This window comes from Nocardioides sp., from assembly GCF_047607185.1.
GTDB lineage: Bacteria > Actinomycetota > Actinomycetes > Propionibacteriales > Nocardioidaceae > Nocardioides.
On sequence record NZ_JASGDQ010000037.1, the window covers coordinates 1 to 26,468 of the forward strand.

Below are 26,468 nucleotides of genomic sequence, written 5' to 3' on the forward strand. Positions count from 1 at the left end.
CCGGGGCCTCCCACAATGTCGGATAGGCCGGGCAAGGGACTTCTTGTCCGGCAACCCACGAATCTTGTGAGTGAGGCCCCGGCCCGCAACCCCCATCACCGCGAGGGGTCACGTCATACCGTCTAGCGTCAGCCTGCCCCGGGAACCGGTCCAGAGGCCCCGAACCCGGGGCGGCACCGCTCTGGGCATCGGGTGTGGTCGAGGCGAACCGCTCGCGGTGCTTTCCCCGGCAGCTCGAGTCGGTGCATGGGCGCGTCTGGGTCATCGAGAACGTCGCCGAACAATCGCTCTCCCGCCGCCGGGCGCGTCACGCGACCTTGCTGGTGCCGAACAGGTTCGCGACCGCCGCGACCGCCTGGGCGTTGACGCGGTAGTAGACCCAGGTGCCGCGCTTGGAGCGCTCCAGCAGCCCGGCCTCGTGCAGCACCTTGAGGTGATGGCTGATGGTGGGTTGGGACAGGTCGAAGGCGTCGTTGAGGTCGCACACGCATGCCTCGGCGTCGTCGTGGGCGGCGACCAGCGACATCAGCCGCAGCCGCACCGGATCAGCGAGCGCCTTCAGCAGCGGCGCGATGCCCTCCGCGGCCGCCTGAGACAGCGGCACCGACAGCAGGGGCGAGCAACAGGAGGCCGTCTGGACGAGAGTCGGCTGGGACATCGGCATACGTCAATATTGACAGATGTCTATGTCTGTGCCAATGTCATATATCGACAGCTATCGATGAATGTCGGGAGGCACGCGATGTCCCGGATACAACTCGCCCTCAACGTCGACAACCTCGACGACTCGATCTCGTTCTACTCCACCCTGTTCGGGACCGAGCCCGCCAAGATCAAGCCCGGCTACGCGAACTTCGCCGTCGCCGATCCCCCGCTGAAGCTGGTCCTCGTCGAGAACCCCGGTCAGGGCGGATCCGTCAATCACCTCGGAGTCGAGGTCGCCGACACCGAGACCGTCGACGCCGAGCAGACTCGCCTGCACGACTCCGGCTTCGCCTCCGTCGATGAGCGCGACACCGTCTGCTGCTATGCCAGACAGGACAAGTTCTGGGTCGAGAGCGCCCCCGACGGCGAACGTTGGGAGATCTACACCGTCCTCGCCGATAGTCCCACCTTCAACGCCACCGGCCACACCGGCGGTGGCTGTCGTGGCACCGAGGGACCTGCTGGCGGTCCGGCGGGAGCAGTGTCACCAGGTCACGACCTCCCGCAGCCAGTCGGGTCGCGCCGGCTCTGAGGGTGAGTCGGCTGCGCCGGCGTACTCTCACAGCAGGTCCCCAGTCGGGTCAGGGCGATCGCACTCGGCGGCTGGCCACGCTGCTGGGTAACCGAATCCGACCACTGCTAGGAGCCCTCGGATGCCCAGCTCGAACCACCCCCACTCGCACGTTCCGGAAGCGTTCGACAGCAGTGGGCACCGCCGGCAGGTGCCCGGCTCCCCCGCCGTGCTTACTCGGCGTACCTTCATGACCAGGCTGTTCGCCGCCACGGGGGCGGTGGCGTTCAGCAGCATGCTCGTCGCCTGCGGCAGCGACACCGCGGCGACCGGCGGCTCGGCCGAGGGCGGCACCCCGCCGAGCGGCGATGCCAGCGGCGGCCCGGGCGGCGGCGCCGACATGTCGGAGGGCATCACCGACGAGTTCGTCGGCCTGACCACCGATGGCACGGTGATCGAGGACCTCTACTCCATCGCCTCCACCGGTGTGAGCACCGACGGCGTCGTCGCGGCCGCGACCGCGTGGCTGGCCAGCCTCTCCAGCGACCAGCAGTCGGAGGTCGTCTTCGACGTCGACCCCAGCGACTACACCCAGGACGAGTGGCGGCTGTGGAGCAACGTCGACGGCTACCAGCGCCAGGGCATCAGCATCGCCGACATGACCGACGAGCAGGCGAGCCTGGCGATCGCGATCCTCGAGGCCGGCATGAGCGCCCGCGGCCTGGAGAACGCCGAGAAGATCCGCCATCTCAACGAGTACGCCGGCATCCTGATCGACAACACCAACCAGTTCAACGAGGGCCTCTACTGGTTCACGATCATGGGCACCCCGTCGAGCACCGACCCGTGGGGCTGGCAGATCGACGGCCACCACTTGGTCATCAACTACTTCGTGCTCGGCGACCAGGTCGTCATGACCCCGACTTTCATGGGCTCGGAGCCGATGCAGGCCAACTTCGGCATCGACAGCGACTACGAGGGCATCACGCTGTTCGACGAGGAGTTCGAGGCGGCCATCGACATGATCACCTCGCTGGACTCCGACCAGCAGTCGGTGGCGATCACCAACAGCGAGAAGACCAAGGACGACATCATCGCGGTGGCCTTCGCCGACAACGCCGAGGTGGCCTACGAGGGCATCGTCGCCACGGACCTCACCGACGACCAGCTGGAGAAGCTGTGGACCCTCACCGGCCTGTTCGTCGGCAACGTCGACGACGGCCACGCCGAGGTCAAGATGGCCGAGGTCAAGGACCACGTCGACGAGACCTACTTCTGCTGGATCGGCGGCACCGACTCCGACTCGGTCTTCTACTTCCGGATCCAGAGCCCGGTCATCTACATCGAGTTCGACTGCGAGACCCCGGGCCCGGTCGGCCAGGGCGCGGACATGGCCGACGAGGTCTCCCGGCAGCACGTCCACTGCATCGTCCGTACGCCGAACGGCAACGACTACGGCAAGGCGCTGCTGGCGCTGCACCTGGCCCTCGACCACTAAGGAATCGCTGATCAATCCCGCCTGCTGCGCGACGCTCGCGACGGCGCCATTGATCAGCGATTCCCTAACCGGAAACCAGGCAGGCGGCAGCATCCGGTGGAGCGCAGCGGAGCCGGATCGGTGGGTGGGTCAGGCGGCGGGTTCGAGGGTGACGGTGAACCCGAGGGCTTCCAGGTGGCGGATGTGGGTGCGGGTCTTGCGGGGGCGATCGCGACAGGCCCGCATCCCGAACTCCAGCAGGGGCCGAACCATGTTATTCCACCACTAGAAGGTGGAATAACATGGTAATCTGAAGGAGTGCTGGCCAGAGAGCAAGACGAGACGAGACTGCGGGACGCCTTGCGCCGCTCGCCGGTCGTCCTGCTGATCGGCGCTCGCCAGGTCGGGAAGACGACATTGGCGCGCACGGTCGTCGCTCCCGGCTCGCCGAACTACTTCGACCTTGAGGATCCGGTCGACCTCGCTCGGTTGGAGGAGCCGATGCTGGCACTCGGCGACCTTCACGACGTGGTCGTGATCGACGAGGTTCAGCGTCGACCCGATCTGTTCCCGGTCCTGCGGGTGCTCGCCGACCGCGAGGATCGCCCGGCGACCTTCCTGGTGTTGGGAAGTGCCTCTCCGCACGCCCTGCGCCAGTCCTCGGAGTCGCTGGCCGGCCGCGTCGAGGTGGTCGAGTTGGCCGGCCTCGGCCCCACCGACCTGGGAGGCGATACGGCCACCGCCTGGCTGCGTGGTGGTTTTCCCCGATCGTCGCTGGCCGACGACGACGAGGACTCCCTGCGGTGGCGCGGGTCCTATGTGCGCGCGCTTGCCAACCGCGACCTGGCTGACTTCGGGATGTCCTTGCCGGCCGCGACGATCGAGCGATTCCTCGGCCTGGTCGGGCACCAGCACGGCAACCTCTGGAACGCCGCCGCCGTGGCGCGTGCCCTCGACATCGGCGAGACCACCGCCCGCCGGTACATCGAGGGGTTGGCCGACGCTCTCCTCGTGCGGATCCTCCCGCCGTGGCACGTGAACCTGGGCAAGCGTCTGGTGCGCTCGCCCAAGGTGTTCTATCGCGACTCCGGTCTGCTCCACGCCCTGTGGGGAGTCGGCTCGCACGACCAGCTGCTCCGCCACCCCGGGATCGGTGCGTCCTGGGAGGGATTCGCGATGGAGGAGGTGCTGCGCCGGGCCGGTCAGGCGCGTGCCCACCACTGGCGCACCAGCAACGGCGCAGAGCTCGACCTTCTGGTGGAGGTGGCGGGACGCCGGCTCGGCTTTGAGATGAAGCGCGCCGACGCGCCTCGGCTCACCCCCTCGATGAGATCGGCGCTGGCCGACCTCGACCTCGATCACCTGTGGGTCCTCTATCCCGGGCGCCGGCGCTACCGGCTGGCCGAGGGCGCGACGGCCCTCGGGCTCGACGACCTGCTGGCCGTCGACCGCCTCGACGACCTTGACGAGCACCGTTCCTGACCGGGCGTGGAAGGATCGGGACGTGAGTGGAGTCTTGGCGCTGGCGGGTACGCCGATCGGCCGGGTGGGCGACGCGCCGAGATATGACTCAGGGGTAAGTTACCACCGGTTCATATCTCTTGGATAGGGTTCGCGTATGCGACCCAATGCCGGCACGAAGGGCGTCCCTCGGGCCGACCGGGAGGAGCAGATCGTGCTGGCCGCCTCGGAGATCTTCGGGTCGCTGGGGTTCGCCGCGACGTCGATGGCGGCGGTGGCCGAGGCGGCCGGCATCTCGAAGCCGCTGATCTACAACTACTTCGGCTCCAAGGAGGGCCTGTTCACCGCCTGCCTGCGCGGCGCCGGGGAGACGCTTGCCGCCGAGCTGGAGCGGGTGGCGGCCGGCGACGCCGTCGGCCTGGAGCGCGCGCTGCTCACCCTCGACGGCCTCTTCGTGCTGCTCGAGCCCCGGCCGTGGCTGTGGCGGCTCTTCTTCGACCCGACCGTGCCGCGCTCGGAGGAGGGCATCGCCGCCGAGCTGCGCAGCTACACCGGCCGCATCACCCGGCTGGCCGAGGAGGGCGTCGGCGAGCTGATGTCACTGGCCGGCAACGCCGACCCGCTCGACGTCTCCGCCATGACCGCCGTCTGGCTGAGCATCGTCGACGCGCTGGTCACCTGGTGGCTCGACCACCCCGGCGAGACGCCGACCGAGATGTCCGCCCGGTGCGTGCGGCTGTTCACCGCGGCGCTGGCCTCCGACCTGCCTGGCCTGCCCGAGGGCCACTACTGAGCAGCGGCGCGGCTACTGTTCCAGCGTGGGCGCTCACTCGCACTCCTCTCGTCTCGACATCCCCTCGTCCGGAAGGGGCGTCCGGGCGACACTGCTGGGCTTCCTGGCGCTGGTCGCCGTGGCCGTCGGCATCGGCCTGGTGGTGCTGTGGCCCGACTCCGCCAAGGTCGACGAGGTCAAGGCCTCGCAGAGCTTCGCCGCGCCCGGAGTGACCTTCCCCAAGGCCGACGTCATCTCCGCGCAGCCGGCGTGTGCCGACCCGATGGCGGGCGGCACCGACTGCGACAATATCGTCGTCGAGGTCACCGAGGGGAAGGACGCCGGCACCCAGGCCACGGTGCAGGTGCCGCCCGAGGTGGCCAAGTCGGGGCTGGTCGCCGGTGACCGGGTGGTGCTGCAGCGCATCCCCGAGGACGACAGCGGCCCGGCCTCCTTCGTCTACTACGCCGTCGACCGAGGCCCCTCGCTGCTGCTGCTCACGGCCATCTTCGCGCTCGTGGTGGTCGCGGTCGCCTGGCTGCGCGGCCTGTTGGCGCTGGTCGGGCTCGGCTTCGCCGGCGGCATGGTGCTGGTCTTCATGCTGCCCGCCCTGCTGACCGGCGAGCCGGCGCCGCTGGTGGCCTTCGTCGGTGCCGCCGCGATCATGTACGTCGTCCTCTACCTCGCCCACGGCGTCTCGCTGCGCACCAGCGTGGCGCTCGCCGGCACCCTGGTCGGCCTCGCCGTCACCGCCGGGCTGGGGGTCTGGGCGGTCGGCCAGTCCCGGCTCACCGGCATCGCCGACGAGGGCGGCGGTGTGCTCACCACGGTGGCCGGCAACCTCGACTTCCCGGGCCTGCTCGCCTGCTCCATCGTGCTGGCCGGCCTGGGCGTGCTCAACGACGTCACCATCACCCAGGCCAGCTCGGTGTGGGAGCTGCGCGCTGCCGCCCCGTCGATGCCGCGCTGGCGGGTGTGGGCCAGCGCGATGCGGATCGGCCGCGACCACATCGCCTCGACGATCTACACCATCGTCTTCGCCTATGTCGGCGCCGGGCTGAGCCTGCTGCTCATCCTCTCGCTCTTCGACCAGCCCATGCTCGCCCTGGTCGGCACCGAGGAGATCGCGGAGGAGATCGTCCGCTCGCTGGTCTCGGTGATCGGGCTGGTGCTCGCGGTGCCGGTCACCACGGCCATTGCGGTGCTGGTCGCCGGCCGGGACGTCGTACGCGCTGGTGGCCCGGGCGACCCACTCGGATGACGTCCCGGGCGGTCCGCGACCTCATCGCGTCGAACGGCGGCGTCCTGGTCGTCGGCGGGGCCAATATGGACCTCAAGGCGCGCTCACTGGCGCCGATCGTGGCGGCCACCTCCAACCCCGGCGCCACCACGCTCGCCCCGGGCGGCGTCGGCCGCAATATCGCCGAGAATCTCGCCCGGCTGGGCACTCCGGTCGCGCTGCTCAGCGCCGTCGGCACCGACGCGCTCGGCGCCGACCTGCTCGCCGCCACCGCCGCGGCCGGCGTCGACGTCTCGCCGGTACGACGGATCGCGACCACCTCGGGCACCTACACCGCCGTCCTCGACGCCTCCGGCGAGCTGGTCGTCGCCGTTGCCGACATGGCCGCCACCGAGGCGTTGACGCCCGACCACGTCCTGCCGCTGGCCGACCGGGTGGCCGCCGCCGACCTGGTCGTGCTCGACGGCAACCTCCTCCCCGCCACCGCGACGGCGGTGCTCGACCTGGCCGCCGAGACCGGCGTTCCGGTCGTGGTCGATCCGGTGAGCGTGCCCAAGGCGGCCCGGCTGGCCGAGGTGGTACGGCGGCCGCTGCTGGCCATCACCCCCAACCGCGACGAGCTGGTGGCGCTGACGGGGACCACCGAGGTCGCTGCCGGCGTCGCCGCGCTGCACGCCGCGGGTGTCGAGCAGGTCTGGGTGCGACTCGGCCCCGACGGCTCGCTGCTCTCCTGCGCCGGTGCGGCGCCGGTCACGATGTCGTCGGTGCCGGGCGAGGTGGTCGACGTGACCGGAGCCGGGGATGCCATGCTGGCGGCGTTCTGCCACTTCCTGCTCGCCGGTGCCGACCCGGTGTCGGCGGCCCGGCTCGGCCATGTCGCCGCCGCGCTGACCATCGCCAGCGAGCACACCGTGCGACCCGACCTGACCGCCTCTCTCGTGCAAGGAGTCCCAGCGCCATGATCCAGCTCACCGACGAGGTCCGTACGGCGATCGAGGACGGCCGACCGGTCGTCGCGCTGGAGTCGACGATCATCAGTCACGGTATGCCCTACCCGCGCAACGTCGCGATGGCCCGCGAGGTCGAGGCGATCGTGCGCGCCGGCGGCGCGGTCCCCGCGACCATCGCGATCCTCGACGGCGTGCCGCGCATCGGGCTCTCCGAGAACGACCTGGAGCTGCTCGGCTCGCACCCCGAGGTGGCCAAGGTGAGCGTCCGCGACCTGCCGTATGTCATCGCGCAGGGCCGCCACGGCGCCACCACCGTCGCCGCCACCATGCGGCTGGCCGCGCTCGCCGGCATCAGCGTCTTCGTGACCGGTGGCCTCGGCGGCGTCCACCGCGGCGCCGCGACCTCCTTCGACATCTCCGCCGACCTCACCGAGCTGGCGCAGACCTCGGTCGCGGTCGTCTCCGCCGGCGTGAAGTCGATCCTCGACATCGGGCTGACCCTGGAGACCCTGGAGACCTACGGCGTGCCGGTGCTGGTCAACGGCGCCGACGAGTTCCCGTCCTTCTACTCCCGCTCCTCCGGGTTCCCCGCGCCGATGCGGGTCGACGGCGCCACCGAGACCGCCGCCGTACTGCGCGCCAAGTGGGACCTCGGCCTGCCGGGCGGCGTCGTCATCGCCAACCCCATCGACGCCGCCGACGAGATCCCCGCCGAGCAGATCTCGACCATCATCGATCAGGCCCTCCAGGCGGCCGACGAGGCCGGCGTCGTCGGCAAGGACACCACCCCGTTCCTGCTCGCCAAGATCGTCGAGCTCACCGACGGCGCCTCGCTCACCGCCAATATCGCGCTGGTGAAGAGCAACGCCGCCTTCGGGGCCGCCCTTGCGGTCGCCTACACCGGCTGAGCCGAGCCCACTCGCTGGTTTTGCTCGAATTCGAGTGCCGCCTAGGCAAACCAGCAACTGCGGTCTGTGAAATCCCGCCGACTCGAACTTGCCACCCGGTTGTCTCCTGCCGCCGGTTCAGGTGGTCGGGACCCTGGTCGTCGAGTACTGCGGGGCGAGGCCGCTGGCGGCCACCGCTCGCCGGTAGGCGTCGAGCGCCAGATCCTTCTCGCCGAGCTCGTCGAGCAGCGAGGCCAGCTCCGACCAGAGCCTGCTGGCGTCGCGGTCGGCGCCGATGCCGGTCAGCGCCTGGACCGCCGACTGGAAGCAGCTCCGGGCCAGATTGGGATCCCCGTTGCTGATGGCGATCTGACCCCGGAGCGCCTCGGCGGTGGCCAGCAGCGAGGGAGACTGCCCTGCGATGGTGGCGAGCGCCTGGTCGACCTCGGCCTCGGCTGCGGCGCCGTCACCGGCGACGAAGTGGGCCCGGGCCAGGGCCAGCGAGTGCTCGGCCCGGTCCAGCGGGCTGGCCGCCGACCAGGACAGCTCCCGGGTGGCCTGGTGGAGGTTGTCCATCGCGCCGTCGGCGTCCGGCGGCGAGACCCGCAGCTGAAGGATCGCGATCTGCGTGCGGAGCCGGCCCAGGTTGCGGAAGTCGTCGCCGATCTCGAAGAGCGCGAGCGCCTTGTGCGCCAACAGCAGCGCCGAGTCGTTGGCGCCGCGCCGGGACTCCGCGATGCTGGCGTTCCAGTAGGCGGAGCCCAGTCCGATGGGCGAGTTCACCTCCTCGGCCGCGTCGATGGCGCGCTGGCAGATGCGCAGCGCCTCGTCGAGGTCACCGAGGTTGATGTACGCGCCGGCGATGGAGACGGTGAGCTGGATCGACTCCGTCGTCCCCACCAGGCCAAGCTCCTCGATATAGGGCTGGGCACTCTGGCTGGCGGCGATGGCACGGTGGAAGTCGCCCTGCTCCTTGTAGCAGCGGCACAGCGCGGTGAGCGCCTTGAGCCAGCGCGCCGACTTCTCCGGATCGGCCGTCAGGTCCTCCAGCAGCACGATCGCCGCGTTGAGGTCGCCGAGCGCCTCCAGCGCGCCGGCCTTCACGTACTCGGCCGCCCTGCGGAAGCCTCGGTGCCGTTCGGTCCGGGCATCGCCGAGGACCGCCTCGGCGCCGTCCAGCGCGTCGGCCGGGTTGCCCGACAGCAGCGAGAGCTCGGCGTGGTCGAGCGCCAGCCGCAGGTTGTCCTCGATCGGCAGGTCGAGGTCGCTGCGGACCAGGGTCTCGACCGTCGTACTCATCCGCTCGGCCAGCACGATCAGAAGTCGCGGCGAGGGCCGGCGCTGGCCGTCCTCGATCCGCGAGATGTAGGCCGTCGAGGCGTCGTCGCCTGCCAGCTCGGACTGCGTCATTCCGGCGGCGACCCGGGCGGCCTTGATCCGCTTCCCAAGGAGGGCGGCGTCGATCGTCCGGCTCTGCATCGCCACATCGGGGTTCATGTGACACATTGTGCCTCATTGCCGCCCGTTGGCGAGGGGCCGGGGGAGGTCGATTCCCGGAGGTTGCCAAGGCTGACCCACCGAGCCACGTTCTAAACTCGCGCGATGAGCCTGTTCAGGAACCAGCCGGCCGACGCCGACCTGCCGATGTCGGTGGCCGACGCGCGGCAGCTGCGGGCGCTGGTGCGAGAGGCCTTCGCCAATGCCGGCCGCGAGGTGACGGTCAACGCCGACCACGTCGTCGACGACCAGGGCATGCAGTTCGGGCTGTGGAACCTCGCCGCGCTCTGCGCCCACGAGCCGCGCAAGCACTGGCCGGCTCTGGTGGCCGACCACGTCCGTGTCATCAGTGCGCCCCGGGTGGACGCCGACGACCTCGACGACGACCAGCTCACGGCGATGACCTATCTACGGCTGGTGGAGGCGGCAGCCGTGCCCGACCAGCGCTGGCACCCGACGGCCCCCTGGCTCGGCAGCTCGTTGCGGGCGCTGCTCTCCATCGACCTGCCCGACGAGATCTCCACGCCCACCGAGGAGATCTGGCAGGCGCGCGGCGGCATCGAGCGGTGGCGGCGCGTGGGGCGGGCCAATATCGCCGGCCTGGCGGGCAGTCTCGAGCTGCAGCACGGCGTGATCCCGCTCGGTGACACCGGTGCCGAGGCGCACATCGTGCAGAGCGAGTCGTTCCTGACCGCCAGCCTCGCCCTGGCGCTGCCGGAGCTGGCCGGCCGCTACGGTTTCGACCTCGGCCGCGGCGCGCTGGTGACGGTGCCATTCCGTCACCAGCTGGCCTTCTTCCCGGTCCAGCCCGGCACCACCTCCGCGATGGCCCTCGACGTGCTCTTCCGGCTGGGCATGTCGATGTTCGCCGACTCCCCCGGCCCGCTCAGCCCGCACGTCTTCCTGGTGCGCGGCGAGGAGTGGCTGCAGCTGACCCGGATCGAGGACGACCAGGCCCATGTCGACATCGACCAGGAGGTCGCCGCGGCGCTCGGGTTCTAGGAACGCTTGAGGGGGATGACCTCCATCCGGGCGAGGGTCTCGGGGTCGGCCACCAGCTCGACCCCGCGCACCAGGCCCTCGACCACGTCGAAGACGAACGCCACCTTGACCTCGCGGCGGTGGATCCACGCCGCGCCGGCCCAGCCGTCGATGAGCACCGGCAGCGCGCCGCGGGCGCCGTTGAACCGCTCCGCCACCGCCGTGGCCCCGTCGTACGACGCCTCCGTGCCCATCCGCACGCCCACGGCGTCCGCCCGCATCACCACGTCGGGCGCCAGCAGCGTGACCATCCTGGCGAGGTCACCGCCGCGAGCCGCGTCGAGGAAGGCGTCGACCACCTCCCGGTGACCGCGCCGCTCGGCGTCGAGGTCGGCGCCCTGCACCGCCCGGCGGCCGCGTGAGGCCAGCTGCCGTACCGCCGCCGACGAGCGGCCCAGCACGTCGGCGACCTCGTCGAACGGCATCGCGAACAGATCGTGCAGCACGAACGCCACCCGCTCGGCGGGCGAGAGCGTCTCCAGCACCACCACCATCGCCGCACCGACCTGGTCGGCCAGCACCGCGTCGGCCTCCAGATCGACCGGCGCGACCACCTCGGGCGTCCCGTCGTCGCTGTCGACGACCCGCTTGCGGGCGCGGAGCTGATCGAGGCAGAGCCGGGAGGTCACCGTGGTCAGCCAGGCCGGCACGTTGTCGAGGTCGGTCGCGGCGGCGAGCCGCAGCCAGGCCTCCTGGACCACGTCGTCGGCGTCGCTGGGGGAGCCCAGCATCCGGGTCGCGATCGCCCGCAGCCGCGGTCGCTCTGCCTCGAAGGTCTCGGCCAGCGGATCCATGCGTCACATCCTTCCCTCTCCCGGACCTGACGTACGGCGAGGACGAGATGTGACGGCCCGGTCGGCGGCGACCCGGGCGCGGAGGCCGGTGGGGTCTCAGTCCTCCGCGAGGGGCTGCTCGTGGCCGCCGTGCAGGGTGTCGACGAAGAGGAAGGCGGCGACCAGCCCGACCAGCGCGATCGGCAGCAGCGGGCCGAAGTAGCCGGCCACCCCGCCACAGGAGCCGGCGGGGGAGTGACCGGCGATCCACCAGCCGAGCACGAACAGCGCCGAGGCCGCCGAGACCACGAAGAGCGCGCCGCTGTTGGCCAGCAGCGCGCCGCGTCGATGGATCCGGTGGCCGATCGGGATGAACAGCAGGCTCAGCCCGGTCGCCGCGGCGACCACGAAGAACAGCGGACCCGCCGGCCAGCTGCCGACCGCGCCGCCGCACTCCGCATCGGGGCCGTCGAAGAGCCGCTCCAGTCCGAACCACAGGAAGCGCACCACCGTCGCGGCCAGCAGCAGCCCGATCAGGAAGAGCGCGGCACGGCGCTCGCGGGTCATTCCGCGATGGGGTTGGCCCGGGAGACGGCCGGTGACCAGGCGCAGCGGCATGACCTCACCCTAGGTGTGGCGCCAGTCACACTTCAATGGGTCGAACGACCCGATATCGCACGAAGGATGGCACTACCAGGCTGGCGATCACCACACCGACGACGACCAGCATGCCGCCCCCGGCGGCCGCCGCCGAGGCGCCCACCGAGACCGCGACGGCGCCGTGGAGGGTGTCGGCCACCCGCGGCCCGCCGGCCACCACGACGGTGAAGACCCCCTGCAGCCGGCCGCGCACCGCGTCGTCGGCCGCCGACTGGAGCATGGAGGTGCGCATCGACGCCGAGGCCATGTCGGCGGCGCCGCCGATCGCGAGCGCGACCAGCGCGATGATCAGCATGAGCAGCCAGGCGTGCGAGGCGAGCGAGACTGCGACGCCGTACACGATGATGGCGACGCCCCAGATCACGATGCACCACACCACCGCGAGCCCCTGCCGGGAGACCCGCGAGATCCAGCCCGAGAAGATCCCGCCGACCACCGCGCCCGCCGGGATGGCGGCGAACAGCAGCGCGAAGACGATGCCGCCGTCCGAGGGTCCGTCGAAGTTGACGTGGGCCTGCTCCGGGAACAGTGCTCGCGGCATCCCGAAGACCATCGCGATGATGTCGACCAGGAACGACATCAGCAGCACCGGCTGGCGCTTGAGATAGACGAAGCCGTCGATCACCGACCTGATCCCCGGGTTGACCACCGGCCCGTCGATCGGCAGCCTCGGCAGCCGGATCACGGCGTAGAGGGTCGCGAACAGCGACAGCGTGTCGATGAAGTAGAGCCAGGCGAAGCCGGTGAACGGGATGAGTACGCCGGCCACCAGCGGCCCGGCGATCGCACCCGCCTGCATCACGGTGTAGTTGAGCGAGTTGCCGGCCGGCAGCGTCGCCGGATCGAGCAGCCGCGGCAGCACCGCCGAGCGGGTCGGCTGGTTGACGCCGAAGAACGCCTGCTGCACCGCGAAGATCGTCAGCAGCACCCAGGGGTTGGCCGAGCCGAGCACCGCCTGCACACAGAACAGCCCGCTGGTCACGATCAGGCCGACGGTGGTGATCTGCAGGATGGTGCGCCGGTCGAAGGCGTCGGCCAGCGCGCCGCCGTACAGGCCGAAGATGACCAGGGGGACGAGTCCGAAGACACCCGTCAGCCCGACGTACGCCGAGGAGCCGGTCTCGGCGTAGAGCTGGGCCGGCACCGTCACCACGGTGAGCTGGGCGCCGATGACGGTGACGATATTGGCCAGCCAGAGCCGCCGGAAATAGGGGTTCTTCAGGGGCCGGGTGTCGGCCAGCATGTCCCTCAAACCCATGGCGAAACTGTAGAGAGTCCCTCCGGCACCGCCGCCGAGCGGGCCTATCTGACCTGCCGCTCTCACCCGCCGCCGCAACCAACTGGTCGGTTGAGAATGCCGGTCGCGGACCCAACTCGTAGGGTGGGCAGCGTGACGCCTCTCGACCTCCCCAACGCCACCACCGCCTTCGACTGGATCTCCGGTCGCGCCGTCGCCGGGCTGGCGCGGGCACGCGAGCTGGCCGACGCGCTGCGCATCTCCCCGCCGGGGACGGGGCTGGAGGTGCTGGAGGTCTGGGACGAGCTCACCCTCGAGCTCGGCAATGTCGCCGCGCCGGCCTCGCTCTACGCCAACGTCCACCCCGACGAGACCGTCCGCACCGCCAGCGAGACCGCCGAGGTCGAGGTCGAGAAGCTGGTCACCGAGCTCAACCAGGACCGTGCGCTCTACGAGGTGTTCGCCGCCCTCGACGCCACCACCCTGGACGCGCAGGCGGCGCGGCTGCTGGAGAAGACGCTCAAGGACTTCCGCCGCGCCGGCGTCGACCGCGACGACGAGACCCGGGCCCGCATCGGTGCGATCAACGAGCGGCTGACCGCGCTCAACCAGGAGTTCAGCCGGGTCATCCGCGACGACGTCCGCTACGTCCATGTCCCACCGGAGCGGCTCGCCGGGATGCCGGCGGACTGGCTGGCCGCGCACCCGGCCGACGCCGACGGCCTGGTGAGCGTCTCGACCGACTACCCCGACTCGGTGCCGGCCCGGATGTTCGTCCACGATCCGCAGGTGCGACGTGACGTCACCGTCGCGTTCCTGGAGCGCGGCTGGGAGCACAACGACGCGGTGCTCAAGGAGATCTTCGAGCTGCGCCACGAGCTCGCGACCCTGGTCGGCTACCCCAACTGGCCGTCGTACGACGCCGACGTGAAGATGATCAAGGACGGCGCCGCGATCCCGGAGTTCGTCGACCGGATCGCCGAGGCCGCGAGCGGGCCGATGGCGCGCGACCTGGCGGTGGTGCTGGAGCGGTTCCGCCGCGACGTCCCCGATGCCACCGCCATCACCTCGGCCGACCTGCCCTACTACGAGGAGCTGGTCCGCAAGGAGCAGTTCGAGGTCGACGCCCAGCAGGTGCGCACCTACTTCGCCTTCGAGAAGGTCCGGGCCGGCCTGCTGGAGGTCACCGGTCGGCTGTTCGGGCTGCGCTACCAGCCGGTCGAGGTGACGACCTGGCACGAGGACGTCGCGTCGTACGACGTCTTCCGCGGCCCGGACGTGCTGGGCCGGATCCACCTCGACCTGCACCCGCGCGACGGGAAGTACAAGCACGCCGCACAGTTCACCCTCGCCGACGGCCTGGCCGGCCGGCAGCTGCCCGAGGGCGTGCTGGTCTGCAACTTCTCCCGGGGGCTGATGGAGCACGACCACGTGGTGACGCTGTTCCACGAGTTCGGCCACCTGCTGCACCACCTGCTCGGCGGGCACGGCCGATGGGCCCGGTTCGCCGGGGTGGCGACCGAGTGGGACTTCGTCGAGGCACCCTCGCAGATGCTGGAGGAGTGGGCCTGGGACGCCGACGTGCTGGCGACCTTCGCCTCCGACGAGGCCGGCGAGCCGATCCCGGCCGAGCTGGTGGAGAAGATGCGCGCCGCCGAGGACTTCGGCAAGGGGATCCAGGCCCGTCAGCAGATGTTCTATGCCGCGATGTCCTACTACTTCCACGCCGAGCGGCCGACTGACCTGACCGCCCGGATGGCGCAACTGCAGGAGCGCTACGCCCCGACCGCGTGGATCCCCGGGACGCATATTTTTGCCTCGTTCGGCCACCTCGGCGGCTACTCCTCGGCCTACTACACCTACATGTGGTCGCTGGTCATCGCCAAGGACATGTTCAGCGCGTTCTCCGCCGACGACCTCTTCGCACCCGAGGTCGCCGGCCGCTACCGCGACCGCGTCCTGGGCCCCGGCGGCTCGAGGGACGCCGCCGACCTGGTCGCCGACTTCCTCGGCCGCCCCTACTCGTTCGACTCCTACGCCGCCTGGCTCGCCTCCTAGCCCGCCGAGAGGTCCCGGATTGCCCCTCGAAGGGTCTCTGATGACGGCCGAGGGGTCTCCGATCGCCCCTCGATGAGTCTCAAGTTGTCCGCCAGCCGCGGTCAATCGGAGACCTCTCGAGGGGCGATGAGGGACCTCTCGTGGGGCAATCCGGGACCTCTCGTGGGGCAATCCGGGACCTCTCGCGGGGCAGTTTGGGACTTCTCGGCGGCGTGGGGAACAAATCTCGTTGCGCCGGGCGTTAACTCGTCGTACGCTCGCGATATATCGCGAACCTACGTCGATAGAACACAAGTCTTTCGTTAGGAGAACATCCATGACTGGCAACAAGAACTGGCGCCACCACCCCGGCGCCGGCAACTGGGGCGCCTGGGGCGAGTGGACCGACCAGCCCGGCGGAGGCCGGGGCCCGCGTCACGGCGGCCGTGGCCCACAGGGCGGACCGCCGCCGTGGGCAGCCGCCCTCTTCGGATTCCAGCAGCCCGACCAGCGGCGCGGCCCCCGGGTCCGACGCGGCGACGTCCGCACCGCGATCCTCAGCGTGCTCGCCGAGGCGCAGGGCGGCGAGGCCGTCAACGGCTACCAGGTGATCCAGCAGATCGCCGCCAAGAGCAACGGCGCCTGGCGCCCGAGCCCCGGGTCGGTCTACCCGACCATCCAACAGCTCGAGGACGAGGGCCTGGTCTTCAGCGACGAGGCGACCGGCCGCCGGGCGCTGCTGCTGACCGCCGAGGGCCAGGCGTACGTCGCCGACCACGCCGACGAACTGGCCGCGGTCTGGCTGCCGTTCCAGCCGCGCGAGGAGCGCGCCAGCGCCGGGTCCGAGTTCAAGAGCACGCTCAAGTCGGAGATCGGCCAGGTCGCTACCGCCGTCTGGCAGCTCGCCTCGCAGGGCTCCGAGGGGCAGCGACAGGCGGCCCTCGGCGTGCTCGTCGAGACCCGCCGCAAGCTCTACGGCATCCTCGCCGACGGCCCGGAGGGCCCCGAGTCCGACGCCTCCGACGAGTCGTGAACCCCGCTGACCTGCGCGTCGGGGACGAGGAGCGCGACCGCGCCGCCGCGTCCCTCGGCGAGCACTACTCGGCCGGCCGTCTCACCCAGACGGAGTACGCCGAGCGTCTGGACGCCATCTGGACCGCCCGCACCCGCCGCGATCTGGACGACGTCTTCCACGACCTGCCCAAGGTCGTCCCGGTGTCAGCCCGGCCGGCGCGCAGGCGCTGGCTGGGCTGGCCCTACAGCGCGCTGTTGTTTCTGATCGTGGCCGGGCTGCTGATCACCCACCCGAAGTGGCTGCTGGTCGCGTTCGTGGTGCTGGTCGTCGTCAAGATCGCCCGGCACCAGCGCCGGCACTCCCGACTGCGTCGCTGACCGGCCGGGAAATAGGAAGTGGGCCGCCGGGAGACCGGCGGCCCACTGTCGTCGTACGACGACGACTCAGGCGTTCCGAAGAACGCTGACCTCGGAGGTCAGGCGTTCTTGATCGCCGATATGTCGAAGTCGAGCTTGATCTTCTCGCTGACCAGCACACCGCCGGTGGCGAGCGGGGCGTTGAAGGTCAGCCCCCAGTCGGAGCGGTTGATCGCGACCGCGCCCTCGAAGCCGACCCGGGTGTTGCCGAAGGGGTCCTGCGCGGAGCCGGTCTGCTCGAACGGGATCGTGACGGAGTGGCTGACGCCCTTGATGGTGAGGTCGCCGGTGATATTCCAGGTCTCGCCGTCGAACTCCACGTTGGTGGACTCGAAGGTGATGAAGGGGTTGGTCTCGGTCTCGAAGAAGTCGCCCGAGAGCAGGTGGCCGTCGCGCTGTTCGTTGCCGGTGGTGATCGAGTTGGCGGTGATCTTCACCGAGACCTTGGAGTTGGCCGGCGTGGCGACGTCGACGTGGGCGGTGCCCTCGAACTCCTTGAAGAAGCCGCGCACGGTGGTGACCATGGCGTGCCGGGCGCTGAAGCCGAGGTGGGTGTGGCTGGGATCGAGCGTGTAGTCGCCCGTGATGTCGTCGATGGCGTTGCTGGACTCGAAGTCGGCCATGGGGGTGCTCCTGAGGTCGGTGGATGGGTGAACTTTCAACGACCTCAACGTTATAACTTGAAAATTCATTCCAAGCCCCGGCGAACACATGACGACGCCCGGCCCACGTGCTCGTGGACCGGGCGTCGGTTGGCTTCGTCGTCAGGCGGCCTGGTGCACGACCGCCGGCTGGGCGGTCGTCCAGACGGCCTCCAGTCGAGGTCGACCGGCCGCGTCGACAACGGTCACCCAACTGCACATCAACTGCGTGGACTCCCTCATCGGACACCTTCCGTTCACCTTGTGTTCACCTAGACTAGCCCATCCCCACCCAGGGACACAAAGGTTTCCGAATTCGACCGCTGATGCTCCACCTGATCCCGCCGCAGACGGCCTCCATGACCATCCGCGCTCCACTGCCCGCGCCGGGCGCCGCATCTGCTCGGCGCTAGCCGCGATCTGAGCACACGACTCACGGCCCGGGTGACCGAGCCCACCGCGACGAAGAATCTTGCGCCTCGTACGACGACCACTACCGTTGACGGGTGACCGACGAGCCCGCCCCCATCACCTTCGACGACCTCGGCCTGTCCGAGGGAGTGCTCGCCGCGCTCCGCGAGGTCGGCTACGAGACCCCCTCGCCGATCCAGGCCGAGACCATTCCGCTGCTGCTGACCGGCCGTGACGTGGTCGGCCTGGCCCAGACCGGCACCGGCAAGACCGCCGCCTTCGCGCTGCCGATCCTGTCCAATCTCGACGTCTACGAGACCGCCAAGCCGCAGGCGCTGGTGCTCGCACCGACCCGTGAGCTCGCGCTGCAGGTGTGCGAGGCCTTCGAGCGGTACGCCGCCCAACTGCCCGGCGTCCGCGTCGTACCCGTCTACGGCGGCCAGGGCTACGGCCCCCAGCTGACCGCGCTGCGCCGCGGCGTCCACGTCGTCGTGGGCACGCCCGGCCGGATCATGGACCACCTCGACAAGGGCACCCTCGACCTGTCGCAGCTGCGCTTCCTGGTGCTCGACGAGGCCGACGAGATGCTCTCGATGGGCTTCGCCGAGGACATCGAGACGATCCTCGCCGACACCCCGACCGACAAGCAGGTCGCGCTCTTCTCCGCGACCATGCCGCGCCAGATCAAGGCGTTGACCGGGCAGTACCTCAACGACCCGGTCGAGGTGCAGGTCAAGTCCAAGACTGCGACCGCCGCCAACATCACCCAGCGCTACCTGATGGTGTCCTACCCCCAGAAGGTCGACGCCCTCACCCGCATCCTCGAGGTCGAGAACTTCGAGGGCATGATCGTCTTCGTCCGCACCAAGATGGAGACCGAGTCGCTGGCCGAGAAGCTGCGGGCCCGGGGCTTCGCGGCCGCCGCCATCTCCGGCGATGTCGTCCAGAACGTCCGTGAGAAGACCGTCAACCAGCTCAAGGACGGCACTCTCGACATCCTCGTGGCCACCGACGTCGCGGCCCGTGGCCTCGACGTCGAGCGGATCAGCCACGTCGTCAACTACGACATCCCCACCGACACCGAGGCCTACGTCCACCGCATCGGCCGTACCGGCCGGGCTGGCCGCACCGGCGACGCGATCTCCTTCATCACCCCGCGCGAGCGCTACCTCCTCAAGGCCATCGAGAAGGCCACCCGCTCCACCCTGACCGAGATGCAGCTGCCGAGCGTCGACGAGGTCAACGCCACCCGGCTCTCCCGGTTCGACGACGCCATCACCGCCGCGCTCTCCGACAGCGAGAAGGTGGGCTTCTTCCGGGACGTGGTGGCCCACTACGTCAAGGAGTACGACGTCCCCGAACTCGACGTGGCGGCCGCGCTGGCCACCGTGCTGCACGGCGACGAGCCGCTGCTGCTCGACCCCGCCGCCGACCGGCCGGTGCGACCCGAGCGGCGCGAGCGCGGCGACCGGGCCGAGGCCGGTGGCCAGGGTGGCAGGCGGTCACGCGGCACCGGCCAGCCGCTGGCGACGTACCGCATCAACGTCGGCCGCCGGCACAAGGTCGAGCCCCGCCAGATCGTCGGCGCCATCGCCAACGAGGGCGGCCTGCGCCGTGGCGACTTCGGCAATATCTCGATCCGCCCGGACTTCTCCCTGGTCGAGCTGCCGGCCGACCTCTCGCCCGAGACCCTTGAGGCGCTCAAGAGCACCCGCATCTCCGGCAAGCTCATCGAGCTGCGGCCCGACCGCGGCCCGGGCGGCCACCGGGGCCAGTCCCGCGACGGGGACGACCGCCCGAAGAAGCCACGCCGCAAGTCCTGATCCGGCCTGCGCGGACACGTTCTCAGCGGCGCTTGATCCGGGTCGTCTTGGTGGCGTTGGTGTCGGTGGTGGCACCGACCACAGCGACGTACCGGGTGATCTTGCGACCGTTGCGATCCCGGACGACCCGCGAGGCGGAGCCGTCGGCGTCGAGCGTCGAGCGCCCGAGGACGTGGCGGTGCTTGCCCTTCTTGCGGTAGAAGGTCACCGGCGCCCCCGCCGCCCACGACGGCGCGGTCACCGTCAGGGCGTCCTTGCGCTTGCCGTGGTTGCGCGCGGAGAGCGACGCCGAGAAGGTCAGCAGTTTGACCGGCAGCGGGTCCAGCGAGTTGCCCTCGGGGATCGAGGAGCAGCCGTCGACCATCGGCACCCCGGCCATCCGCTGCAGGAGCCAGGTCGCCCCGGTCCCGAGGAAGGTGATCCCGGCGACGCCGTGCTCGCCGCCCTCGACGACCTGCAACTGGACCTGGGTGCCCTCGGAGCAGTATTCGTGGGCGAGCCCTTGTACGTCGCCCACGATCATCACGTCGTCACCGGTGCCGTCGTGGTCGCCCGCGACCATGAACATCGGCATGGTGGGATGGCCCGGTTCGCTGCCCATGATCAGCCGGTTCAAGATCCGGGTCACGGCCGGGATCTCCACCAAGGACGGCAGCCCAGGCTTGATCAGCTGGGCCGCCGTCAGGCCCGGGTAGTTGCCGTTGAAGGAGCCGATGCACTGGTCGGCCACGGTGGCCGCCAGCTGCTGCCCGTAGGCCGACTCGTACTTGCCGAGGTCGACCTCGTAGGCCCGCGCCAGCGCCACGAGAGCCGCCGGGATGACCCCGGACCACGTCTGCGACCCGTCGATGTAGGCCAGGTTGTGGGCGAGATGGACCGGGATGCCGCCGATCGCGGTCCCCACGATGTTCAGTTCCGGAGCGTACGACGCGGCCAGCTCGCTGGCCCACTCCCCCGCGATCGAGCCACCGGAGTAGCCGAAGAGGCCGACCCGCGTCGACGCGGCGGAGGCGCCGAGGAAGGACTCGGTCGCACGGATCGAGTCGAGGGTGCTCCACCCCGCCTCGTGGCCGGCGACCCAGTGCAGGTCCTCGCCCTCGAAGTCGGGGATCGTGACGGCGTACCCCTGCGCCACCAGCGTCGAGACGATCGCCATCTCGTTGGAGTCGTTGCCGGTGCGATAGGTGTAGCTGGGCGAGCAGAGGTCGCCGAGACCGTCGTAGAAGCTGAGGTAGCTCACCACGCCCAGCGGCGCTGCATCGAGCGGCGCCACTACCGTCGTGACCGTCACCGAGGGGCGGCCCAGCTCGTCCTGGGTTCGATAGAGGAGCTGGGTGGCGCTGATCGGCACCGTCGACGAGATCTTCAGCGTGACCGAACGCGAGTCGAGCACCGCGCCGGCCGGTTGCTGCGCGAGCGGGATCGAGCCGTCGTAGGTGTAGAAGGGGTCGTCGTGTGGTAGCGGGATCGCGTCGTCTGCCTGCGCCGGCGGGGTCGTCACGGCGAGCGAGGTGGCCAGGAGCAGGGAGCCGAGAGCGACGGCGATCAGTCGTGTGGTGTGCGTCACGCCAAGGTCAACGACGCTCCCCCGCTGTTGTTACGCCGTTCGACCAACTGACGGTGCCGGATTCCTCATCAACGTGAGCCTGGATCCACGCCGACCGAGAAAACGAGGGCCCGGCCGAAGCCGGGCCCTCGCCACAATCTCCCCCGGCCGCGGCGCCAGAGGGGGGACCCGGCGCCGGCAAAGGTGGAGGCGCGCCCCCCGGTGCATGGGGTCAGCGAAGGGGCGCGGTCGAATGTGGAGTGCTCCCTCCTCAAGTCGACGGGCCTGATCATAGGCCCCTTTGCGCCCGTGTGTCGAAAGGGGCATGCCCAAAATTTGGGACGAAATCCCGGGTCGGGACCCCCGGGGAAAACCGCTTCCGTCAAGTGGGAGGCTGGGGTCATGAGTGGACTCGACCTCCTCAGCCCCGAGCAGCGGGGCCTGTTCATCGGTGGCAGCTGGCGTGAGGCGGAGGGCGGCGAGACCTTCGCCGTCTACGACCCCGCCGATGCCACCGTCCTGGCACGGGTTGCCGACGGCTCGGCGGGCGACGCCTTGGACGCCCTCGACGCGGCGGCCGCGGCGCAGTCGGACTGGGCGGCGAGCGCGCCACGCGACCGCGGCGAGATCCTGCGCCGTGCCTTCGAGCTGATCGGCGAGCGTGCCGACGACCTCGCCGAGCTGATGAGCCTGGAGATGGGCAAGACCGTCGCCGAGGCCAAGGGCGAGGTGGCTTACGGCAACGAGTTCTTCAGGTGGTTCTCGGAGGAGGCGGTGCGCATCCACGGCCGCTGGATGCAGGCGCCGGCCGGCACCTCCCGGCTGCTCACGATCCGCAAGCCGGTCGGCCCCTGCCTGTTCGTCACACCGTGGAACTTCCCGCTGGCGATGGGCACCCGCAAGCTCGGGCCGGCCATCGCCGCCGGCTGCACCATGGTGGTCAAGCCCGCCGAGCTGACTCCGCTGACCATGCTGGCGCTTGCCGGGATCCTCGCCGAGGCCGGCCTGCCCGACGGCGTACTCAACGTGGTGCCGACCACCCGCGCCGCCGAGGCGAGCAAGGCGCTGATGGCCGACGACCGGCTCCGCAAGGTCTCCTTCACTGGCTCCACCGCCGTCGGCAGGCTGCTGGTCAGGCAGTCCGCCGACCAGCTGCAGCGGCTGAGCATGGAACTGGGTGGCAATGCGCCCTTCCTGGTCTTCGAGGACGCCGACGTCGATGCCGCGGTCGAGGGCGCGATGGTCGCGAAGATGCGCAACATGGGCGAGGCCTGCACCGCGGCCAACCGCTTCCTGGTGCACGAGAGCCTTGCCGAGGAGTTCGCCGACAAGCTGGCCGCCCGGATGGGCAAGCTGGTCGTCGGCCGGGGTCAGGACGCCGGCGTCGACGTCGGCCCACTGATCGAGGAGAAGGCCGTCGACTCGGTGCACCAGCTCGTCACCGACGCGGTCCACGACGGCGCCCGGGTCGTCGTCGGCGGCTCCGCGCCGGAGGGCCCCGGCTACTTCTACAGCCCGACCGTGCTGCTCGGCGTACATCCCGAGTCGGAGATCAACAGCAACGAGATCTTCGGCCCGGTTGCCCCGATCACCACCTTCGCCACCGAGGCCGAGGCGATCGAGCGGGCCAATGCCACCGAGTACGGCCTCGCCTCCTACGTCTACACCCGCGACTTGGCCCGCACCATCCGGCTGGCGGAGGCACTGGACTACGGCATGGTCGGCGTCAACACCGGACTGATCTCCAACGCCGCCGCCCCCTTCGGCGGCATGAAGCAGTCCGGCTTCGGCCGCGAGGGTGGCTTCGAGGGCATCGAGGAGTATCTCGAGACCACCTATGTCGCCATCCCCGTCTGACGACGCCAGCGCCGCCCGGCACGCACCTGTCACCAGGCGCCCGGGCATCGCTCAGGCCTCGTCGCCCCGGGCGCCGGGCAGGCCGTTGGCAGCCTTCTCGATCGAGCGGTGCACCAGCGCCTCCAGATCGAGCCCGGTCGTGGTCTTGAGCATCTGCAGCGTCTGCACCACGTTGTCGGTGACCTGCTTCGGCAGCGCCCCGGCTCCGTCGGTGGACAGCACGGTGAGCTGGTCGATGCTGGCGATGGGGGAGGCCACCTCGCGCGCGATCTGCGGCAGCACCTCGATGAGCATCTGCAGCACCGCGGCGTCGTTGTACGACGCGAAGGCGGCCGCCCGCTTGTCCATCGCCTCGGCCTCGGCCTGGCCGACGGCCAGCGTCGCGGCGGCGTTGGCGTCTCCCTCGGCCCTGGTGGCATCGGCGTTGGCGAGTCGCAGTGCCTTCTCCGCCTCACCGCGCTTGGCGCCCTCGATCGCCTCGGCCTCGGCCAGCGCCGCGCGCCGGGACTTCTCGGCCTCACCGGTGAGCCGGGCTTCCTCCGCCTTCGCCTCGGCTGCCGCGATGGTGGCGGCCTTGCGTGCCTCGGCGGCGGCGATCTCCGCCGTACGCTGTGCCTCGGCCTCCTGCTCGACCCGGTAGCGCGCGGCGTCGGCCGGCTTGCGGACCTCGGTCTCCAGCTGCCGCTCGGTCAGCGCCGCCTGCTGGACTGCGACCTTCTCCTGCTCGGCGAGGATGGACTGGTCCCGCTCGGCCTGGGCGAGCGGCCCGGCGGCGGCCGCCTGCGCGGCGGCGGCGTCGGTCTCGGCCTTGATCTCGGCCTGCTTGAGCGCCAGCGCCCGCTGCGCGACCGCGATCTCCTCCTCGGCCTTGATGCGGGCCTGCTCGGCCGCCCGGCGGGCCTCCGCCTCGGCGATGGAGGCGGCCTGTTGGATCCGGGCGGCCTCGGGGCGGCCGAGGTCGGCGAGATAGGTACCGTCGTCGGAGATGTCCTGGATCTGGAAGGCGTCGAGGATCAGCCCCTGGCCGGTCAGCGACGCCTCGGACTCGTCGGCGACCCGCTGCGCGAACGCGGCCCGGTCACGGATGATCTGCTCGACGGTCAGGCCACCGACGATGGAGCGCAGCGCGCCGGCGAGGACCTCCTGAGTGAACGGCTCGATGTCGTCCTGCTGGGACAGGAACCGCTGCGCTGCCAGCCGGATCTGGTCGGCATTGCCGCCGACCTTCACGATGGCCACGCCGTCGAGGTTGAGCTTGACGCCCTGGCCGGAGACGGCGCCGCGGATCTGCACCGAGATGCGGCGGCTGGACAGGTCCATCCGCGACAGCTTCTGCACGAACGGGATCACGAAGACGCCGCCGCCGAGCACGACCTTCTGGCCGGACAGGTCGGTGGTCAGCTCGCCGGTCTCGGGGTTGATCACCGCCTTGCCCTTGCGGCCGGTGACGATGAACGCCTGGTTGGGGCCGGCCACCTTGTAGCGGCTGGTCACCAGCAGCACGATCAGCACGAGCAGTACGACGAGCCCGATGACCGGGGTGAGGACGTCCATCTTGGTTCCTTTCAGGCGAGCTCGCGCCACACCGGCGCGACCGTGACGGCGGTGGGGGAGAGCACGCCGGTGACGTGGACGGGCGTGCCCGGCTCGATGGCCTGCTCGGCCCGGGCGTTGTAGCGCAGCACATGGCCACCGAGGGTCACCTTGACCGTGCCGAAGCCACCCTCGGGGATGGCGGTGAGCACCGTCGCGTCGCGGCCGATGGCGTCGTCGGTGGTCGGCGTCGCGTCGCTGCCGCCGCCCCTGACCACGCGGGTCAGCCAGGTCGCGAACCAGCCGAAGAGCACGCCGGCGGCCAGCCCGACGGCGCCGGTGACCAGCCCGGGTGCCCCGCTGCCGTCGGCGATCGCCGCGCCGAAGCCGAGTGCTGAGACGAACCCGCCTAGCGCGGCGCTGGAGAACCAGTCGCCCGAGAGTGCGTCGAAGGCGCCGTCGAAGAGATCGCCCGCGACGAGCGAGACGACCAGCAGCAGCAGGCCGAGCACGCCGATGACCAGGAAGACCGTCACGGCGCGCTCCTTCCGACGGTGGTGGTCACGGCCGGGCCGTGCCAGCGTCTCATCCTCTTGTTTCGCCCGTCATCCTGTCCACCGGCACCCGTGGTCAAACCTCGCTCAGCGGGCCGGCCGGGCGAGCACCCAAACCAAGCGCCCAGACCAGCAGCGTGGTGTCGAGCGCGGCGGTGACGCTCGCCGCCGGCTCATCCGTCATCAAGAACGCGTCCCCGGCGGCGAGCGGCTCGGCCAGCGAGTTGCGCAGCAGCGCACCGGACGCCACGAAGACGTGCACCAGCGGCGCGGTCGGCAGGGTGACCGACTCGCCGTTGGCGAGCGTCGAGACGAAGAGGGCCGCGCCGCCGATGGTGAGCGCAGGCGACAGCGAGGAGGAGGCGACCGTGTGCGAGGAGTACGCCGGCTCGACGTCGTACTCCTCGGGGAGGAGCCAGGCCTGCACGAACCGGGTCTGCGGCGCGGTGGCCACCTCGCTGTGGATGACGCCCGAACCCGCTCTCAGGTGCCCGACCTGGCCGGGCGTGAGCACGGCCGAGTGTCCCAGCGAGTCGGTGTGCCGCAGCGCGCCGGAGACGACCCAGCTGACGATCTCGAGGTCGGCATGGGCGTGGTCCGGGAAGCCCGCGCCGGCGGCCAGCAGGTGCTCGTCGTGGCAGGTCATCGGACCGAAGCCGACCCATTCCGGGTCGTAGACGGGGCCGAACGAGAAGGCGTGCCAAGTGGCCCGTCCCACTTCGCGTTCGACGAAACGGGACGTTCCCCGGCGGATCAAGGTCTTTCGAGACCCGAACTGACCTGACACAGAGGATCAAACCACAGCGGTGTGACTCGACGCAAGCACCGACGATCCCTTTTTTTGGGGGGTTTCTTCCTCTGTTAGAAGGCGAAGAAACCTCGCGCCCGCCCCTGGCCGACGACTCTAGCGTTTAAACGGTCAATGGCGGACACGTGCCTGATCGAGACGTAAGAAGACGCTACTTCTGTGCAACCAGAGTCACGCAGCTGAACGCTCCGCTAGCACAGTCGACTGCAAGTCGCGCGATTGACCCCTCCGGGGTCAGCCTCAGCCCTCTCGCACGCCAGGGTGCCTCCCGACTCGATGACCGTCCCGCGTCAAGGGCGCAGCCGTACGCCAGTTCTCAGCAACCACAGGACGATGCTCCGCACCAAGACACCAGGGTCCCGTAAACGGGGCGTCCTGCTGTCCCTTGACCCGTGACTCAGTCCAAAAGCGCGCCTCCGGCGCGTTACGGAGCGCCCGCGCCCGTGCCGGCAAAAAGCGGCCGGCACGGACACAGACCAACCAGAAGCCAAGGAGTTTCGATGAAGCAGACGATGACCATCCGCGCCGACCAGGTGCGACCCGACGACGAAACCGCACTTGGCACCGTCTACTCCGTGGACAAGTGCACTCCCGACAAGATCACCCTCCACATCAA

Annotated in this window: 24 protein-coding genes; 13 read left to right on the top strand and 11 right to left on the bottom strand. The window is 70.3% G+C overall.

What is annotated here, in order from left to right; genetic code table 11:
• Positions 1-307 precede the first annotated feature (307 nt).
• Positions 308-604: an ArsR/SmtB family transcription factor gene (locus QM595_RS03485; protein ID WP_415170133.1), complete on the bottom strand. Its 297-nt coding sequence runs from the start codon at positions 602-604 to the stop codon at positions 308-310.
• A gap of 138 nt (positions 605-742) precedes the next feature.
• Between QM595_RS03485 and QM595_RS03490 the strand changes: the two genes are divergently transcribed.
• Positions 743-1,237 carry an ArsI/CadI family heavy metal resistance metalloenzyme gene (locus QM595_RS03490; RefSeq protein WP_415170134.1) on the top strand — a complete coding sequence of 165 codons (495 nt, stop codon included), beginning with the start codon at positions 743-745 and terminating at the stop codon, positions 1,235-1,237.
• A 229-nt stretch (positions 1,238-1,466) separates the two neighbouring features.
• Entirely contained in the window at positions 1,467-2,714 is a 1,248-nt protein-coding gene (locus QM595_RS03495) for a DUF3500 domain-containing protein (protein WP_415170135.1), read from the top strand.
• A gap of 129 nt (positions 2,715-2,843) precedes the next feature.
• On the opposite strand, the gene QM595_RS03500 is transcribed toward QM595_RS03495, so the two are convergent.
• Positions 2,844-2,966 carry a hypothetical protein gene (locus QM595_RS03500; RefSeq protein WP_415170136.1) on the bottom strand — a complete coding sequence of 41 codons (123 nt, stop codon included), beginning with the start codon at positions 2,964-2,966 and terminating at the stop codon, positions 2,844-2,846.
• 45 nt (positions 2,967-3,011) lie between these two features.
• Here QM595_RS03500 and QM595_RS03505 point away from each other — a divergent pair, with 45 nt between their 5' ends.
• The 5 genes from QM595_RS03505 to QM595_RS03525 all read left to right on the top strand — a co-directional run bounded on the left by QM595_RS03505 (position 3,012) and on the right by QM595_RS03525 (position 8,024).
• Complete coding sequence (locus tag QM595_RS03505; RefSeq protein ID WP_415170137.1) at positions 3,012-4,175, top strand: ATP-binding protein; 1,164 nt, start codon at positions 3,012-3,014, stop codon at positions 4,173-4,175.
• A 136-nt stretch (positions 4,176-4,311) separates the two neighbouring features.
• Positions 4,312-4,947, top strand: coding sequence for a TetR/AcrR family transcriptional regulator (locus QM595_RS03510; RefSeq protein WP_415170138.1), 636 nt, complete (start codon positions 4,312-4,314; stop codon positions 4,945-4,947).
• Between the two features lie 25 nt (positions 4,948-4,972).
• Positions 4,973-6,187, top strand: a complete 1,215-nt coding sequence (locus tag QM595_RS03515) for a YibE/F family protein (protein WP_415170139.1) — start codon at positions 4,973-4,975, stop codon at positions 6,185-6,187.
• On the top strand, positions 6,184-7,128 hold the full coding sequence (locus tag QM595_RS03520) for a carbohydrate kinase family protein (RefSeq protein ID WP_415170140.1): 945 nt from the start codon (positions 6,184-6,186) through the stop codon (positions 7,126-7,128). The genes QM595_RS03515 and QM595_RS03520 overlap by 4 nt, the downstream gene beginning before the upstream one ends.
• The gene (locus QM595_RS03525) at positions 7,125-8,024 is read left to right on the top strand and encodes a pseudouridine-5'-phosphate glycosidase (protein WP_415170141.1); all 900 of its coding nucleotides are present in this window, start codon (positions 7,125-7,127) and stop codon (positions 8,022-8,024) included. The genes QM595_RS03520 and QM595_RS03525 overlap by 4 nt, the downstream gene beginning before the upstream one ends.
• A 117-nt stretch (positions 8,025-8,141) precedes the next feature.
• On the opposite strand, the gene QM595_RS03530 is transcribed toward QM595_RS03525, so the two are convergent.
• On the bottom strand, positions 8,142-9,500 hold the full coding sequence (locus QM595_RS03530; RefSeq protein WP_415170142.1) for a tetratricopeptide repeat protein: 1,359 nt from the start codon (positions 9,498-9,500) through the stop codon (positions 8,142-8,144).
• A 105-nt stretch (positions 9,501-9,605) separates the two neighbouring features.
• Here QM595_RS03530 and QM595_RS03535 point away from each other — a divergent pair, with 105 nt between their 5' ends.
• On the top strand, positions 9,606-10,502 hold the full coding sequence (locus tag QM595_RS03535) for a hypothetical protein (RefSeq protein ID WP_415170143.1): 897 nt from the start codon (positions 9,606-9,608) through the stop codon (positions 10,500-10,502).
• Here QM595_RS03535 and QM595_RS03540 read toward each other — a convergent pair.
• From QM595_RS03540 to QM595_RS03550, 3 genes are all read right to left on the bottom strand, one after another.
• A complete protein-coding gene (locus QM595_RS03540; protein WP_415170144.1) occupies positions 10,499-11,335 on the bottom strand; it encodes a sigma-70 family RNA polymerase sigma factor in 837 nt (278 codons plus the stop codon). The two genes, QM595_RS03535 and QM595_RS03540, sit on opposite strands and share 4 nt — an antisense overlap.
• A 96-nt stretch (positions 11,336-11,431) precedes the next feature.
• Positions 11,432-11,932: a hypothetical protein gene (locus QM595_RS03545; protein ID WP_415170145.1), complete on the bottom strand. Its 501-nt coding sequence runs from the start codon at positions 11,930-11,932 to the stop codon at positions 11,432-11,434.
• A 25-nt stretch (positions 11,933-11,957) separates the two neighbouring features.
• Positions 11,958-13,232 (bottom strand): MFS transporter, encoded by a 1,275-nt coding sequence (locus QM595_RS03550; protein WP_415170146.1) that lies wholly within the window; start codon positions 13,230-13,232, stop codon positions 11,958-11,960.
• A 132-nt stretch (positions 13,233-13,364) separates the two neighbouring features.
• On the opposite strand from QM595_RS03550, the gene QM595_RS03555 reads away from it, so the two are divergent.
• The 3 genes from QM595_RS03555 (at position 13,365) to QM595_RS03565 (ending at position 16,640) form a co-directional block, all read left to right on the top strand.
• Complete coding sequence (locus QM595_RS03555; protein ID WP_415170147.1) at positions 13,365-15,269, top strand: M3 family metallopeptidase; 1,905 nt, start codon at positions 13,365-13,367, stop codon at positions 15,267-15,269.
• Between the two features lie 316 nt (positions 15,270-15,585).
• Entirely contained in the window at positions 15,586-16,281 is a 696-nt protein-coding gene (locus tag QM595_RS03560; RefSeq protein WP_415170148.1) for a PadR family transcriptional regulator, read from the top strand.
• Positions 16,278-16,640 (top strand): DUF1707 SHOCT-like domain-containing protein, encoded by a 363-nt coding sequence (locus QM595_RS03565; RefSeq protein ID WP_415170149.1) that lies wholly within the window; start codon positions 16,278-16,280, stop codon positions 16,638-16,640. Before QM595_RS03560 ends, QM595_RS03565 begins: the two co-directional genes overlap by 4 nt.
• Before the next feature lie 98 nt (positions 16,641-16,738).
• Here the strand turns inward: QM595_RS03565 and QM595_RS03570 are convergent, their stop codons facing one another.
• Complete coding sequence (locus QM595_RS03570) at positions 16,739-17,302, bottom strand: YceI family protein (protein ID WP_415170150.1); 564 nt, start codon at positions 17,300-17,302, stop codon at positions 16,739-16,741.
• A 524-nt stretch (positions 17,303-17,826) separates the two neighbouring features.
• On the opposite strand from QM595_RS03570, the gene QM595_RS03575 reads away from it, so the two are divergent.
• Positions 17,827-19,554 carry a DEAD/DEAH box helicase gene (locus QM595_RS03575; RefSeq protein ID WP_415170151.1) on the top strand — a complete coding sequence of 576 codons (1,728 nt, stop codon included), beginning with the start codon at positions 17,827-17,829 and terminating at the stop codon, positions 19,552-19,554.
• Positions 19,555-19,576: 22 nt separating this feature from the next.
• Here the strand turns inward: QM595_RS03575 and QM595_RS03580 are convergent, their stop codons facing one another.
• The gene (locus QM595_RS03580; protein ID WP_415170152.1) at positions 19,577-21,121 is read right to left on the bottom strand and encodes a lipase family protein; all 1,545 of its coding nucleotides are present in this window, start codon (positions 21,119-21,121) and stop codon (positions 19,577-19,579) included.
• A 381-nt stretch (positions 21,122-21,502) separates the two neighbouring features.
• On the opposite strand from QM595_RS03580, the gene QM595_RS03585 reads away from it, so the two are divergent.
• Entirely contained in the window at positions 21,503-22,957 is a 1,455-nt protein-coding gene (locus QM595_RS03585; RefSeq protein WP_415170153.1) for an NAD-dependent succinate-semialdehyde dehydrogenase, read from the top strand.
• Between the two features lie 51 nt (positions 22,958-23,008).
• Here QM595_RS03585 and QM595_RS03590 read toward each other — a convergent pair whose 3' ends face one another.
• The 3 genes from QM595_RS03590 to QM595_RS03600 all read right to left on the bottom strand — a co-directional run bounded on the left by QM595_RS03590 (position 23,009) and on the right by QM595_RS03600 (position 25,762).
• Positions 23,009-24,511 (bottom strand): flotillin family protein, encoded by a 1,503-nt coding sequence (locus QM595_RS03590; RefSeq protein ID WP_415170154.1) that lies wholly within the window; start codon positions 24,509-24,511, stop codon positions 23,009-23,011.
• Positions 24,512-24,522: 11 nt separating this feature from the next.
• Positions 24,523-25,026: an NfeD family protein gene (locus QM595_RS03595; RefSeq protein WP_415170155.1), complete on the bottom strand. Its 504-nt coding sequence runs from the start codon at positions 25,024-25,026 to the stop codon at positions 24,523-24,525.
• Between the two features lie 94 nt (positions 25,027-25,120).
• On the bottom strand, positions 25,121-25,762 hold the full coding sequence (locus QM595_RS03600; protein ID WP_415170156.1) for a pirin family protein: 642 nt from the start codon (positions 25,760-25,762) through the stop codon (positions 25,121-25,123).
• Positions 25,763-26,468 lie beyond the last annotated feature (706 nt).